A 13,548-nucleotide genomic window follows, 5' to 3' on the forward strand; every position below is an offset into this window, starting at 1 on the left:
AATGTTTACGCAAGGTACCTGTCCGCTTATGGTTTCAGGGCCCTTCGTGCGCCCTCGACCGTCGCCATATCAAGGAATTACGGCCATGTACCTACTCGGTGAACAACCCGCCTATGCCGATCGACTGATCAATCGGCTGCAGGGCATTCCGGCGCAATTGCTCGCCGGCCTTGAGCCCGCAGGCGAAGCCATTCGCCTGGAGCGCTCCGACGATCTGGAAGGCGAGCTGCCCGGCAAGCATCTGTTCCTCATCGAGAACGGCCTGGTCCATGCCCTGGTGGATGAACGCCCGCTGTTCTACCTGCAGGAAGGCGACCTGGTCGGCCTGCGCCAGGGCATCGAGCTGCCACCCTGCCGCTATGTCAGCGAAGAGCCGCTGTGCCTGATTCCCTATTCGCGCAGCGAAGTGTTCCGCCATATCCACAGCCACGAGCAGCGGCAGGAACAGTTCCTGCACTACCTGATCGGCCATACCGCACTGCTGTCGGATGCCCTGGCGCACCTCAAGCAGCCGGAGATTCGCCCGGCCACCGGCTTCCAGCACTTCGCCGCCGGCGCCCAGCTGATCCAGCAGGGTGACGACGCCGAGCACGTGTTCATCATCATCGAGGGCCACGCCGAAGCCTTCGTCGACGGGCAGAAGGTCGGTGATGTGCAGAAAGACGAGATCTTCGGCGCCATGGCCGTGTTCACCCGCGAGAAACGCAGCGCCTCGGTGATCGCCAGCGAGCCGTGCACCGTGATGGTGATCCCCAAGGACCAGTTCCTCAGCCTGATGCAGAGCAACCCGCGCATCGCCCACAGCCTCATCGAAGGCATGGCGCGGCGCATTGACCTGCTGAACAAGGAAGTCACCCAGCTGCGTCTGCAACGCCAGGCCGACTGATCCGCTTCCACCTGAGAAAGCCCGGCCCAGCGCCGGGCTTTTTCGTTTGCGCCGGCGGAATTTCGCGGGCGAGAAAAAATCTGCAGAAAAGAGGTTGACTCTCAAATGATAATGATTATTATTGAGTCATCTGGTCGCGAGGCCAGATCGATAACCTCAAGAGACCACGCAGTCGGACTCTTCAGATTATCTCCTCATCAGGCTAATCACGGTTTCGACCCGGCACTTTGCCGGGTCTTTTTTTTGCCTCGATTTTTTCCTTCGCGCGGCGCATTCACGTCCACCAGAAAATCTTCGGATCGGTCGAAGAAAAGGTGTTGACTCTCAAATGATAATGGTTATTATTACAACCACTGGCTGCGAGGCCAGTTGGATAAGCTCGAGAGACCACGCAGTCGGACTCTTCAGATTATCTCCTCATCAGGCTAATCACGGTTTGGACCCGGCACTTTGCCGGGTCTTTTTTTGCCCGCGATTTCTGCCACGACCGTCCTTCATCCACTCATGAAAAAGGGCCTTTTCGGCCCCTTCACATATTGCCGCGCATCTGCGCGCAGTAATCCGTCGGCGGCTGTGCCGGTGTGTACCAGGCGAAGTCCGCCTGAGCCGGCTCCACCACCCTGCCAACTTCCGCCAGCATCACCACCTTCAACCCTTGAGCGGCGTCCAGGTCCTGCAGGTGCAGCGGAACGCCCAGGTCACGGCGCGCATGGAAACCACCGGCAATCAGCAGGGAAGGTTCGGGCGCCGCCTTGAAACGTTCGGCCATGCGCCGATCGCGCTGCTGCTGCACCGCCAGCATCGCCGGCAGCTGACTCTCCGGCAGCAGGCCACAGTGGGACTCGCGGATGTCCTGCAGCAGCGCATCGCGCACCGAGGTCGCCGTGGAGGCTGGACCCTGCAATTCGGGCTTGTTCCGGTAGATGGCCATGATCTCGCTGCGATCCAGGTTGGCCGCCAGCAGCGGCGCCGGCTGTTTCACCAGCCAGGTCACCAGCGGGCCGTACTGTGACCAGTCCCAGCCTGGTTGCCAGCGCAGCGCACCGATCAGGTCTTCCGGCGTATCACCCTTCGCTGCCGTGGACTGGGCAGCGCTCACGGCGCTCTGCTGATCGGGGTTGAGCATCTCCAGCAGCACGCTGCCAGTCGGGCGGCGCTCGGCCAGAGCGCGCGCCAGCCAGAGCTCGAGTGCATGGTGATCGGGGTTGTCGTGCTGCTCGCCGACTATCACCCGCGGTGCGGCAGCCAGTCGGTCGAGCAGTTGCGCTGGCGACAGCTCTTCACCGCTACGCAGATCGCGGATCACGCCCAGTTCGGTGCTGTCGCGCCCTTCCGGGCTCTGCCAGACCGGCAGCGGCGGCACGCTCACCTGAGCCTGGCAGGCGGTGAGCATCGCCAGCAGCGGGACGAGCAGGACTTTCTTCATGGCGACTCCCTTCAGCGCGCGATGATCAGCGGATGGCCGCGTTCCGGGTGCTCCTGCACCAGCACATCGATGCCGAAGACAGTGCGCAGCGGCTCGGCCTGCAGCACTTCGCGAGGTGTGCCGAGCAGATGCGTGCGCGCCTCGTGCAGCAGCAAAAGGCGATCACAGTAACGCGCCGCGAGATTCAGGTCGTGCAGGATCACCAGCACCGCCGCTCCGCGCCCGGCGAAATCGCGCACGGCTTGCAGCGTGGTGTGCTGGTGCAGTGGGTCGAGCGCCGAGGTCGGTTCATCCAGCAGCAGCACCTGTTCCGCCCCGCCCGGCCACAACTGCGCCAGCACTCGGGCAAGGTGCACCCGCTGGCGCTCGCCGCCGGAGAGCGCCAGGTAGCTGCGCCCGGCCAGGTGCGAGGCATCGGCGGCGGCCATGGCTTCGCGGATGATCTCCTCGTCGCGCTGGCGGCCACTGTCGTGGGGCAAGCGTCCGAAGCCAACCACCGCCTCGACGGGGAATGCGAAGTTCAGCGAAGACGATTGCGGCAGCACCGCCAACCGGCGTGCGCGCTCGGTACCTTGCCAGGAGTCCAGCGGGCGGCCGTCGAGACTCACTGATCCACCGGCCAGCGGCAGTTCCCCGTTCATGGCGCCAAGCAGGGTGCTCTTGCCCGCACCGTTGGGGCCGAGAACACCGAGCACTTCGCCCGACTGCAGCGCCACGCTCACCTCCTGCAGAACGGTCAGGGCGCCGCGCTTCACCAGCAGCTTGTCTGCGCACAGCATCAGGAACGCCCCCGGATCAGCAGATAAAGGAAGAACGGCGCACCGATCAGCGCGGTAACGATGCCGATCGGCAGTTCCGCCGGCGCCAGCGCCAGCCGCGCGATCAGGTCGGCGAGCAGAAGCAGGATCGCGCCGCCGAACATTGAGGCGGGCAGCAGCACGCGGTGATCCGGGCCGACGATCAGGCGCAGCAGGTGCGGCACCACCAGGCCGATGAAACCGATCATCCCGGCGGCAGCCACAGCCGCGCCGACGCCCAGCGCGGTGCAGAGGATCAGTTCGAGTTTCAGCCGCTCCACATCGAAGCCCAGGTGACGCGCTTCGGATTCGCCCAGCAGCAGCGCATTCAAGGCATTCACCCGGCGCGGCAGCCAGCAGGCCACCAGCAGGGTGATCAGCAGCAGCGGCCACAGGCGCGGATAGCTCGCGCCGTTGAGGCTGCCGAGGTTCCAGAACGTCAGGGTGCGCAGCGTGGCGTCATCGGCGAGGTAGGTGAACAGGCCGATCAGCGCGCCCGCCAGCGCGGTCAGCGCGATACCGGCGAGCAGCATAGTCGACACGCTGGTCTGGCCGTTGTGGCGCCCCAGCCGGTAGACCAGCGCCGTCACCAACAGGCCGCCGGCAAAAGCGCAGGCGGACAGCAGATAAGGAGCGAAGGCCTCGGGCAACCCACCGATGGACGCACCAAAAACGATGGCAATGGCCGCCCCCAGCGCAGCACCGCTGGAAACACCGATCAGGCCGGGATCGGCCAGCGGGTTGCGGAACAGCCCCTGCATGGCCACGCCGGCCAGCGCCAGCACGCCGCCGGTCGCAATGCCCAGCAAGGTCCGCGGCAGGCGAATCTGCCCGACGATCAGTTCGGCCTGACCGAGGCCATCGGCGGACACCGGCAGCCCGAGCATGTGCGCCAGCGCGCGCAGGGTATCACCCAGCGGCAGGCTCACCGGCCCGAGAGCCAGTGAGAGCCAGACGACCAGCAACAGGAGAAAACCGAGGAGCAGGAACAGCGGTCGAGCGGTAACGATCCGGGTCAAGGACGACTTTCCGTGTTCAGGGCCTGCGCGGAAGGATAAAAGGCCTGGGAGAGGCTAGCCAGCCCGTCCGGGATGCGCGGGCCGAGACCGCCCACCAGCAGGGTCGGATCGAGCACCAAAACACGACCTTCACGCAGCGCGCTGGTCGCGGCGAGTCCGGGGTTCTGCTGGGTCAGTGCGGCGCGGGCCTTGTCGCCATCCAGGGAGCGATCGCTGAGCACCACCACCTGCGGATTCAGCGCAGTGAGGGCTTCGGTCGACAGCGTCTTGTAGCCGGTATGGGTCGCCAGGTTGCGGCCACCGGCGTGCTGGATCAGCCAGTCGCCGGAAGTGTCCTGCCCGGCCACCAGCAGGTTGCCGCCAGCGTGCCCGACCAGCAGGACGACACCGGGCGCGGCTTGCGCGGACTGGGCTTTCTTTACCCACGCGTTCTGCGCGGCGAGACGCGCATCGAAGTCCGCCACGGCATGCCTGGCCTTGTCCGGCGCACCAAGCAGTTCGCCCAGACGCTGAATGGTGTCGCGCACGGTCTTCTCGTCAGCCTTGGCCGAGAGCGTCTCGATCCGCACACCAGCGGCACGCAGTTGCTGCAGTACCGGCGGCGGGCCCATCTCTTCGCTGCCCAGCAGGATGTCCGGTTTCAGCGCGAGGATGCCTTCGGCGGCGAGCTGCCGCTGATAGCCGATCTTCGGCAGCGCGTGAAGCGATGCGGGGTGCAGGCTGGTGGTGTCGACGCCCACCAGCTTGGCCTCGCCGCCCAGGGCGACGACCCATTCGCTCAGCGAACCACCAGCGCTCACCCAGCGCTGGGGCAACGCGTCGGCCAACGCGCTGGTGGCAGTCAGGCAAAGCCCGGCGAACAGCGCGCGTGCAGTCATGGAAATCTTCATGTGTCGCCCCTCAGAGTGCCGGGAAGGATTCGGCGAGTTCGCGCCAGCTCTGCAGTTCCGGAACGCCGGGCTTGCGCGCCCCGAACACCTGCAGCACCAGCTCGCCATGGGCATCGAAGGCTTCCCAGCTGGTGACCACGCCATCGCTGCTGGGCTTGCGCACGCGCCACAGTTCAACCACGCCCGGGGTCTTCAGGTGCAGGTTGAACAGCGGGTCGAGGACGTTGAACCAGTCGTCCATCCACTTGAGATTCTGCACGGTGCCGGTGTGAATCTGGATGCAGTGGGCGTTGCCGACGAAGATCATGATCGGCAACTGCTTGGCCCCCGCTGCTTCCAGCAGGCGCGGCAGTTCGACGGTAGCCAGCGGCTCGGCCCACTCGCGGCCGGCGAGGCGCAGCGCCTGGGTGCGCTGGACCTTGTGCTTCTTCAGCAGGGCGAAGAAGTGGTGAGTGTCCTTCAATGCCGACCAGCCTTCGCGCAGGGCGGCGACATCGATTTCGCCGTCGGCCAGCGGCGCGGCCTTGGGCTCCAGCGGGGCCAGGTCAAGCGCTGCGCTCTGCTCGGCGGCGGTGAAGCTGCGCACCAGCGGGTCCCAGGCCGCGAGGTCGCTCTGCTCGGTGAGGAAGACCTTGTGCACGGCGGTGCCCTGGCGGTCGAATACCTGGATGCTGCGCTGGGTGCCGTGGGCGGTCTCCTCGCTGATGGCGAAGGCGCTGGTCCAGCCGCCGAGGAACAGGCGCAGGTCGATGTCCGGAGACACCACCAGGCCCATCTGGCCATTGGCGGAGACGGTGACGTCACGGTACGGCCCCTTGCGCTCATGCACGCAATGCTCGTTGCGGGTCAGCGCCATGATCTGGCCCAGCTCCCCCAGCGCCGGCAGCAGCTCGGCCCAATCGCTGCGCAGGCGCACGGCGTCCACACCCAGGCGACTGGCAGTCAGCTCGGCTTCGCTCACGGCCAGGTGTTGCGCGGCATCGCGGGCGCGCAGGCGCGGTTTCTCGGCGCGCAGGGCTTGCCAGGCGCGGTACAGCTCGGAGGCCGGCGCAGTCAGGGTCGTCATCGCAGAATTCCTCGTTCGAAAGGTGGCCTGCCGCGGCGCGGCAGCATGGACGAACCTTGCCACAGGAAAATTAGGAAATCTATTTGATAATTATTTGCATTAAATATCAGGGAGGCTTAAGGTCGGCGCCGCTTTCGCTGGCAAGGCGCCAGCTCAGCCCTTCTTCAGCACACGGAAGTGCACCCTCTTCCGGTATCGCCCTGCGGGCGCGGATAATGCCCGCCTCGTGATGCCGTACCTGGATGGAAGCCCCGGATGATCCTGCTCTGCGCCCCGCATGACCTGGCTGAAGGCCAGAGCCGGGGCTTCAAGGCCGCTGGCCTGAACCTCTTTGCCGTGCGTCGCCAGGGCCGCGTCTACGCCTACCGCAACAGTTGCCCGCACCGGGAGATTCCGCTGGGCTACGACGCCGGGCAGTACCTCGATGCCAGCGGCCGCCTGCTGCAGTGCGGCCACCATGGTGCGCTGTTCCTGATCGAGACCGGCGAATGCATCCAGGGGCCGTGCCTGGGGGACGTGCTGGAAGCGCTGCCCTGCCGGGAGGATGAGCAGGGCATCTGGCTGGAAATGTAGGAGCGGGCCAGGCCGGCGATCGCGCCCACGGGCCGCTCCTACAACAACACCTGCAACGGCCGCTCGAGCCGAATCTCCTGCGTATCAATCTGCGCCCCATACGCCAGCACCTCCACGCCGGCGTTGCGCGCCTCCGCCAGCGCCGCGGCGTAGGCCGGGTCGATTTCCACCGCCGGGCGAACCGCCTCGATACCCGACAGGTTCACCGCATACAGCAGCACCGCACGCATATCCTCGCGCGCCAGCACCGCCAGCTCGCGCAGGTGCTTGGCACCACGCTGGGTAACGGCATCGGGGAAGGCGGCGACCGTGGTGTCGTCGAAGCCCAGGGTTACGCTCTTCACTTCCACGTACACCGGCTTGCCGGCGTACATCAGGCGAAAGTCCGCGCGGCTGTTCTCCTGCCCGTAGGCCACCTCGCGGCGCAGTTCGTCGAAGCCGGCCAGCTCCGTCACCGTACCGGCCAGCAGCGCCTCTTCCACCAGACGGTTGGCCCGCCCGGTGTTCACGCAGGCCAACCGGCCCTGCGGGGTTTCCACCAGCTCCCAGGTCCCCGGCAGCTTGCGCTTGGGGTCATCGGAGCGGCTGAACCAGAGACGGCAACCTTCGCTCATGCAGTTGAGCATCGAACCGGTGTTCGGGCAGTGGATGGTGAGCCGCTCACCACTGGCGGTCTCGATGTCCGCCAGGAAGCGCTTGTAGCGTTTGATCAGGCGCGCCTCTTCCAGCGCCGGTTCGAAGCGCATCAGGGACGCCAGGTCTTCAGGCCGCGCGCGATGCGCTCCACCGCCTGCTGCAAGCGTTCGACGCTCTGGGTGTAGGCGAAACGCACGTGGTGCGAAGCCTGGTAACGCCCGAAGTCGATGCCGGGCGTGAAGGCCACGTGTTCGGTCTCGATGAAGTGCTGGCAGAAGGCGTAGGCGTCGCCACCGAAGGCGCTGATATCCGCATACAGATAAAAGGCACCCTCCGGCTCCACGGCGATACCGAAGCCCAGTTCGCGCAGCGCCGGCAACAGGTAGTCGCGGCGGCGGCGGAATTCTTCGCGGCGCTCTTCGAGGATCGCCAGGGTCGCTGGCTCGAAACAGGCCAACGCCGCGTGCTGAGCCATGCTCGGCGCACTGATGTAGAGGTTCTGCGCGAGCTTCTCCAGTTCGCCCACCGCTTCGGACGGCGCCACCAGCCAACCCAGGCGCCAGCCGGTCATGCCGAAATATTTGGAGAAACTGTTGAGGACGAAGGCGTCGTCATCCACTTCCAGGACGCTGGGCGCATCCAGGCCGTACGTCAGGCCGTGGTAGATCTCGTCCACCACCAGATGCCCGCCGCGCGCCTTCAGGGCGCCAGACAGCGCGGCGAGTTCGTCCTTGTGCAACAGGGTGCCCGTAGGATTCGCCGGCGATGCGGCCAGAGCGCCTACACTGTCCTGATCCCAGTGCCGTTCGATGAGTTCCGGGGTGAGCTGGTAACGGCTCTCCGGCCCCACCGGCACCAGTTGCGCGGCGCCTTCCACCAGGCGCAGGAAGTGGCGGTTGCACGGGTAGCCCGGATCGGCCAGCAGCCAGTGCTTGCCCGGATCCACCAGCAGGCTGCTGGCGAGCAGCAGGGCACCGGAGCCGCCAGGCGTGACGAGAATGCGTTGCGGGTCGATCGACAGCCCGTAGCGCTGGGCGTAGAAGCCGGCGATGGCTTCGCGCAGGGCCGGCAGGCCACGTGCGGCGGTATAGCGCGTGTGACCATTTGCCAGGGCCTTCTGCCCGGCCTCGACGACGGGCGCGGCGGTGGTGAAGTCCGGCTCGCCGATTTCCAGGTGGATGACGTCGTGACCCGCGGCCTGCAGCTCGTTGGCCCGCGCCAGCAGCGCCATGACGTGGAAGGGTTCGATGGCGCGGCTGCGCGCACTGAAGGTGGTGGCCATGGAATATTCCGAACTTTGCGACAGAGCCGGGATTCTAACAGGCCACTGATGAATTCTGGGCGGCCGCGCCTGTGATGTGCGGCTTCCGGGAACTTGCAGGCTTCGTCTGGCGAACGCCGACGATTCTGCTCAGGTTTGCAGAAAAACCCACTGGCGATGACCGGTGGGTCGCCGACCTGGCGATCAGGTCATGTGCGGGCACTGGCAGGCTCGATAACCGGGAGTAGCATCGCGGTTATCGTTCTGGTAAGTTCGCCCGCTGCGAGCGCGGGGCCGGCGGTGCCGGAGAGGGACCATCCGCGAGAGGATTAGCGAGAGTGAGAGGCGGTCATCCATGCCCACCAAAGCAAAGCAACAGAGCAGCCAACTGATTCGTGGCTTCGAGCCCTACCAGGAAACCAAGGGCGAGGAGTACATGAGTGAGCGCATGCGCGCGCACTTCACCTCCATCCTCAACAAGTGGAAAGTTGAGCTGATGGAAGAAGTGGACCGCACCGTGCACCACATGCAGGACGAAGCGGCCAACTTCCCCGACCCGGCCGACCGTGCCAGCCAGGAAGAAGAGTTCAGCCTCGAGCTGCGCGCCCGCGACCGCGAGCGCAAGCTGATCAAGAAGATCGACGAGACCCTGCAGCTGATCGAAGACAACGATTACGGCTGGTGCGACTCCTGCGGCGTCGAGATCGGCATTCGCCGTCTGGAAGCCCGCCCCACCGCCACCCTTTGCATCGACTGCAAGACCCTGGCGGAAATCAAGGAAAAGCAGCTGGGCTCCTGAGCCTGGTTGATCCCGGACGGGGCGCTGCGGCGCCCCGTTTCGTTTCTGCGTTTTATAGATGGTCTTCCAGCAGCAGAGAGTTCCCATGCCCGCCTCCCGCTACGTCGGACGCTTTGCCCCCACGCCCAGCGGCTACCTGCACTTCGGTTCGCTGGTGGCGGCAGTGGCCTCCTACCTGGACGCGCGCGCCGTGGGGGGAAAGTGGCTGGTGCGCATGGAAGACCTCGACCCACCGCGCGAAATGCCCGGCGCCCAGACCGCCATCCTGGAGACCCTCGAGCGCTATGGCTTCGAGTGGGACGGCCCGATCGAGCGCCAGAGCGAGCGCGGCAAAGCCTATGCCGCTCAGGTCGAGCAATGGCTGCGCAGCGGCCTGGCCTACGCCTGCACCTGTTCGCGCAAGCAGCTCGAAGGCAGCCACGGCATCTATCCCGGCACCTGCCGCGACGCGCAGCATGACTGGCACGGCGACGTCGCCATCCGCATCCGCGTGCCGGAGCTGGACTACCGCTTCACCGATCGGCTGCAGGGCGAATTCCACCAGCACCTGGGCCGCGAAGTGGGCGACTTTGTCATCCGCCGCCGCGACGGGCTGTTCGCCTATCAGCTGGCGGTAGTGCTGGACGATGCCTGGCAGGGTATTACCGACATCGTTCGCGGCGCCGACCTGCTGGACAACACCCCGCGCCAGCTCTACCTGCAGGAACTGCTGGGCATCGCCGCCCCGCGCTACCTGCATGTGCCGCTGATCATCCAGCCCGACGGCCACAAGCTCGGCAAGTCCTACCGCTCGCCGCCACTGGAAGCCGACCAGGCCGCCCCGCTGCTGGTGCGCGCCTTGAAGGCACTGGGACAGAAGCCGCCCACCGAGCTGCTGCAGGCCACGCCCCACGAGGTGCTCGCCTGGGGCATCGCGCACTGGGATGCCGAAGCGATCCCCCACAGCCTGACGCTGGAAGATGCGCGGCTCTAGACTTGTACCCGTCCCCACCGGCGGCCGGCTTGCCGGCGACTGTGCGCACAGGTAGCCTGCCCGCCGAACCAAGAGAGAGACGACATGTACATCTACCGACTGGTGTTGCTCCTGGTCGTGGGCATCTACCTGTTCTCACCGGCCATCATGGACTGGTGGATCGATCCCCACGGCGCCTGGTACCGCCCGTATCTGCTGTGGCTGATCCTGATCGTCGTCACCTTCATCCTGCAGAGCCAGCGCGATGCTGACGAGCTTTAGCCTCACCCAGCTGATCCTGATCAGCGCCTCCTACCTGATGGTCCTCTTCGGTGTCGCCTGGATCACCGAGCGCGGCTTCATTCCGCGCCGGCTGGTGCGCCATCCGCTGATCTACACCCTGTCGCTGGGCGTGTACGCCAGCGCCTGGGCTTTCTATGGCACGGTCGGGCTGGCCTACCAGTACGGCTACGGCTTCCTGGCGATCTACCTGGGCGTCTCCGGCGCCTTCCTGCTCGCGCCGGTACTGCTCTACCCGATCCTGCGGATCACCCGGGCCTACCAGCTGTCGTCGCTGGCCGACCTGTTCGCCTTCCGCTTCCGTAGCACCTGGGCCGGCGCGCTGACCACGCTGTTCATGCTGATCGGCGTGCTGCCGATGCTGGCCTTGCAGATCCAGGCGGTGACCGACTCGATCAGCATCCTCACCCGCGAATCCGAACCCAACCGCGCGGCGCTGGCGTTCTGCGCGCTGATCACGCTGTTCGCCATCCTCTTCGGCGCGCGCCACATTGCGACCCGCGAGCGTCATGAAGGGCTGGTGATGGCCATCGCCTTCGAGTCGCTGGTGAAGCTGGTGGCGCTCTGCTCCATCGGCCTGTTCGCCCTCTATGGCGTGTTCGGCGGGCCGGACGGCCTGGAAGTGTGGCTGCTGCAGAACCAGGAAGCCCTGAGCACCCTGCACACGCCGCTGGCCGAAGGGCCGTGGCGCACGCTGCTGCTGGTGTTCTTCGCCGCGGCCATCGTGATGCCGCACATGTTCCACATGACCTTCACCGAGAACCTCAACCCGCGCTCGCTGCTGAGCGCCAGCTGGGGCCTGCCGTTGTTCCTGCTGCCGATGAGCCTCGCAGTACCACCGATCCTCTGGGCCGGCCTGCACCTGGGCGCCTCGACCAACCCGGAATACTTCACCCTCGGCCTGGGCATCTCGGTGGACAGCCCGGCCCTGGCGCTGACCGCGTTCGTCGGCGGCATCTCCGCCGCCAGCGGCCTGATCATCGTGATGACCCTGGCGCTCTCGGGCATGGTGCTCAACCACCTGGTGCTGCCGCTCTACCAGCCGCCGGCCGAAGGCAACATCTACCGCTGGCTGAAATGGACCCGCCGCGCGCTGATCGCCGCGATCATCATGGCCGGCTATGCCTTCTACCTGCTGCTGGGCGCGGAGCAGGACCTGTCCAACCTGGGCATTGTCTCCTTCGTCGCCACCCTGCAGTTCCTCCCCGGCGCGCTGGCCGTGCTCTACTGGCCGACCGCCAACCGCCGCGGCTTCATCGCAGGTCTCGTGGCGGGGATGCTGGTGTGGGGCGCGACCATGCTCACCCCGCTGGTGGCGAACATGCAGAGCATCTATCTGCCGCTGTTCAACTCGCTCTATGTACTCGACGACACCACCTGGCACCTCGCAGCGCTCGCTTCGCTGGCCGCCAACGTGCTGGTGTTCACCCTGGTCTCGCTGTTCACCGAAGCCAGCGATGAAGAGAAAGGCGCCGCCGAAGCCTGCGCCGTGGACAACGTACGCCGCCCGCAGCGCCGCGAGCTGATCGCCGTCTCCCCGCAGGAATTCGCTAGCCAGCTGGCCAAGCCGCTGGGCGCGAAGACCGCCCAGCGCGAGGTGGAACAGGCCCTGCGCGACCTGCACCTGCCCTTCGACGAACGCCGCCCCTATGCCCTGCGCCGCCTGCGCGACCGCATCGAGGCGAACCTCTCCGGCCTGATGGGCCCGAGCGTGGCGCAGGACATGGTGGAGACCTTCCTGCCCTACAAGGCCAGCAGCGAAGCCTACGTCACCGAAGACATCCACTTCATCGAGAGCCGCCTGGAGGACTACCACTCCCGGCTAACTGGCCTGGCCGCCGAACTCGACACCCTGCGCCGCTACCACCGCCAGACCCTGCAGGATCTGCCGATGGGCGTGTGCTCGCTGGCCAAGGACCAGGAAATCCTCATGTGGAACCGCGCCATCGAAGACCTCACCGGGGTCAGCGCGCAGCGCGTGGTCGGCTCGCGCCTGGCCGCCCTGCCCGATCCATGGCGCGGCCTGCTGGAAGGCTTCATCGACGCCCCCGACGAGCACCTGCACAAGCAGCGCCTGACCATCGAGGGCCAGACCCGCTGGCTGAACCTGCACAAGGCGGCGATCGAGGAACCCCTTGCGCCCGGTAACAGTGGCCTGGTGCTGCTGGTCGAAGACCTCACCGAAACCCAGTCGCTGGAAGACAAGCTGATCCACTCCGAGCGCCTGGCCTCCATCGGCCGCCTCGCCGCCGGCGTGGCCCACGAGATCGGCAACCCGATCACCGGCATCGCCTGCCTGGCGCAGAACCTGCGCGAAGAGCGTGAAGGCGACGGCGAGCTGACCGAGATCAGCGGGCAGATCCTCGAACAGACCAAGCGCGTCTCGCGCATCGTGCAATCGCTGATGAGCTTCGCCCACGCGGGCGGCAAGCAGGTCGCGGCCGAGCCGGTGTGCCTGGCGGACGTCGCCCAGGAAGCCATCGGCCTGCTGTCGCTGAACAAGCGCAGCATCGACGTGCAGTTCTTCAACCTGTGCGATCCGGAACACTGGGTGGAAGGCGACTCCCAGCGTCTGGCCCAGGTGCTGATAAACCTGCTGTCCAACGCCCGCGACGCCTCCCCACCCAACGGCGCGATCCGCGTGCGCAGCGAAGCTTCCGAGCAGACCATCGACCTGATCGTCGAGGACGAAGGCAGCGGAATACCCAAGTCGATCATCGACCGCCTGTTCGAGCCCTTCTTCACCACCAAGGACCCTGGCAAAGGGACCGGCCTGGGGCTCGCTCTGGTCTATTCGATCGTGGAAGAGCATTATGGGCAAATCACCATAGACAGCCCGGCTGACCCCGAACGCGAATGCGGAACCCGCATCAGCGTCACCTTGCCGCGGCATCCTGGCCCGACGGCCGAGCAGTAAACGAGCACGTCGAGAGAGCTGAATAC

General features: G+C 66.1%; 13 protein-coding genes. 6 read left to right on the plus strand and 7 right to left on the minus strand.

The features are described 5' to 3' along the window. Positions 1-85: 85 nt before the first annotated feature. Entirely contained in the window at positions 86-886 is an 801-nt protein-coding gene (locus IB261_RS25460; protein ID WP_045216845.1) for a cyclic nucleotide-binding domain-containing protein, read from the plus strand. A gap of 529 nt (positions 887-1,415) precedes the next feature. Here the strand turns inward: IB261_RS25460 and IB261_RS25465 are convergent. The 5 genes from IB261_RS25465 to IB261_RS25485 are packed head-to-tail and all read right to left on the minus strand — an operon-like array spanning position 1,416 to position 6,084. Further along, positions 1,416-2,312 carry a ChaN family lipoprotein gene (locus IB261_RS25465; RefSeq protein ID WP_192383835.1) on the minus strand — a complete coding sequence of 299 codons (897 nt, stop codon included), beginning with the start codon at positions 2,310-2,312 and terminating at the stop codon, positions 1,416-1,418. Between the two features lie 11 nt (positions 2,313-2,323). Beyond that, positions 2,324-3,091, minus strand: a complete 768-nt coding sequence (locus tag IB261_RS25470; protein ID WP_192383834.1) for a heme ABC transporter ATP-binding protein — start codon at positions 3,089-3,091, stop codon at positions 2,324-2,326. Beyond that, positions 3,091-4,074: a FecCD family ABC transporter permease gene (locus tag IB261_RS25475; protein WP_151189740.1), complete on the minus strand. Its 984-nt coding sequence runs from the start codon at positions 4,072-4,074 to the stop codon at positions 3,091-3,093. The genes IB261_RS25470 and IB261_RS25475 overlap by 1 nt, the downstream gene beginning before the upstream one ends. A 50-nt stretch (positions 4,075-4,124) precedes the next feature. Then, positions 4,125-5,018 carry a heme/hemin ABC transporter substrate-binding protein gene (locus IB261_RS25480; protein ID WP_192383833.1) on the minus strand — a complete coding sequence of 298 codons (894 nt, stop codon included), beginning with the start codon at positions 5,016-5,018 and terminating at the stop codon, positions 4,125-4,127. A gap of 10 nt (positions 5,019-5,028) precedes the next feature. After that, entirely contained in the window at positions 5,029-6,084 is a 1,056-nt protein-coding gene (locus IB261_RS25485; RefSeq protein WP_192383832.1) for a hemin-degrading factor, read from the minus strand. 255 nt (positions 6,085-6,339) lie between these two features. On the opposite strand from IB261_RS25485, the gene IB261_RS25490 reads away from it, so the two are divergent. Next, the gene (locus IB261_RS25490) at positions 6,340-6,657 is read left to right on the plus strand and encodes a Rieske (2Fe-2S) protein (RefSeq protein ID WP_192383831.1); all 318 of its coding nucleotides are present in this window, start codon (positions 6,340-6,342) and stop codon (positions 6,655-6,657) included. 38 nt (positions 6,658-6,695) lie between these two features. Here the strand turns inward: IB261_RS25490 and sfsA are convergent, their stop codons facing one another. Both sfsA and IB261_RS25500 read right to left on the minus strand, forming a co-directional pair. Beyond that, positions 6,696-7,403: a DNA/RNA nuclease SfsA gene (gene sfsA / locus IB261_RS25495; RefSeq protein WP_192383830.1), complete on the minus strand. Its 708-nt coding sequence runs from the start codon at positions 7,401-7,403 to the stop codon at positions 6,696-6,698. Beyond that, complete coding sequence (locus IB261_RS25500; RefSeq protein WP_192383829.1) at positions 7,403-8,575, minus strand: pyridoxal phosphate-dependent aminotransferase; 1,173 nt, start codon at positions 8,573-8,575, stop codon at positions 7,403-7,405. The genes sfsA and IB261_RS25500 overlap by 1 nt, the downstream gene beginning before the upstream one ends. A 334-nt stretch (positions 8,576-8,909) precedes the next feature. On the opposite strand from IB261_RS25500, the gene dksA reads away from it, so the two are divergent. The 4 genes from dksA (at position 8,910) to IB261_RS25520 (ending at position 13,522) form a co-directional block, all read left to right on the plus strand. Beyond that, on the plus strand, positions 8,910-9,353 hold the full coding sequence (gene dksA / locus IB261_RS25505; RefSeq protein WP_043255255.1) for an RNA polymerase-binding protein DksA: 444 nt from the start codon (positions 8,910-8,912) through the stop codon (positions 9,351-9,353). An 85-nt stretch (positions 9,354-9,438) separates the two neighbouring features. Continuing rightward, positions 9,439-10,326 (plus strand): tRNA glutamyl-Q(34) synthetase GluQRS, encoded by an 888-nt coding sequence (gene gluQRS, locus IB261_RS25510; protein ID WP_192383828.1) that lies wholly within the window; start codon positions 9,439-9,441, stop codon positions 10,324-10,326. 84 nt (positions 10,327-10,410) lie between these two features. Next, positions 10,411-10,587, plus strand: a complete 177-nt coding sequence (locus IB261_RS25515; RefSeq protein WP_015478907.1) for a hypothetical protein — start codon at positions 10,411-10,413, stop codon at positions 10,585-10,587. Beyond that, positions 10,571-13,522, plus strand: a complete 2,952-nt coding sequence (locus IB261_RS25520; protein ID WP_081520723.1) for a sensor histidine kinase — start codon at positions 10,571-10,573, stop codon at positions 13,520-13,522. Before IB261_RS25515 ends, IB261_RS25520 begins: the two co-directional genes overlap by 17 nt. The last annotated feature ends 26 nt before the right edge of the window (positions 13,523-13,548 follow it).

This window comes from Pseudomonas sp. PDM20, from assembly GCF_014852575.3.
Lineage (GTDB): Bacteria > Pseudomonadota > Gammaproteobacteria > Pseudomonadales > Pseudomonadaceae > Pseudomonas.

What these genes read in the sequence shown, in the direction of transcription:
- dksA (WP_043255255.1), top strand. Translation starts at nt 8,910, where the DNA reads ATGCCCACCAAAGCAAAGCAACAGAGCAGCCAACTGATTCGTGGCTTC.
- IB261_RS25520 (WP_081520723.1), top strand. Translation starts at nt 10,571, where the DNA reads ATGCTGACGAGCTTTAGCCTCACCCAGCTGATCCTGATCAGCGCCTCC.
- IB261_RS25515 (WP_015478907.1), top strand. Translation starts at nt 10,411, where the DNA reads ATGTACATCTACCGACTGGTGTTGCTCCTGGTCGTGGGCATCTACCTG.
- IB261_RS25485 (WP_192383832.1), bottom strand. Translation starts at nt 6,084, where the DNA reads ATGACGACCCTGACTGCGCCGGCCTCCGAGCTGTACCGCGCCTGGCAA.
- IB261_RS25470 (WP_192383834.1), bottom strand. Translation starts at nt 3,091, where the DNA reads ATGCTGTGCGCAGACAAGCTGCTGGTGAAGCGCGGCGCCCTGACCGTT.
- sfsA (WP_192383830.1), bottom strand. Translation starts at nt 7,403, where the DNA reads ATGCGCTTCGAACCGGCGCTGGAAGAGGCGCGCCTGATCAAACGCTAC.
- gluQRS (WP_192383828.1), top strand. Translation starts at nt 9,439, where the DNA reads ATGCCCGCCTCCCGCTACGTCGGACGCTTTGCCCCCACGCCCAGCGGC.
- IB261_RS25480 (WP_192383833.1), bottom strand. Translation starts at nt 5,018, where the DNA reads ATGAAGATTTCCATGACTGCACGCGCGCTGTTCGCCGGGCTTTGCCTG.
- IB261_RS25460 (WP_045216845.1), top strand. Translation starts at nt 86, where the DNA reads ATGTACCTACTCGGTGAACAACCCGCCTATGCCGATCGACTGATCAAT.
- IB261_RS25465 (WP_192383835.1), bottom strand. Translation starts at nt 2,312, where the DNA reads ATGAAGAAAGTCCTGCTCGTCCCGCTGCTGGCGATGCTCACCGCCTGC.
- IB261_RS25490 (WP_192383831.1), top strand. Translation starts at nt 6,340, where the DNA reads ATGATCCTGCTCTGCGCCCCGCATGACCTGGCTGAAGGCCAGAGCCGG.
- IB261_RS25500 (WP_192383829.1), bottom strand. Translation starts at nt 8,575, where the DNA reads ATGGCCACCACCTTCAGTGCGCGCAGCCGCGCCATCGAACCCTTCCAC.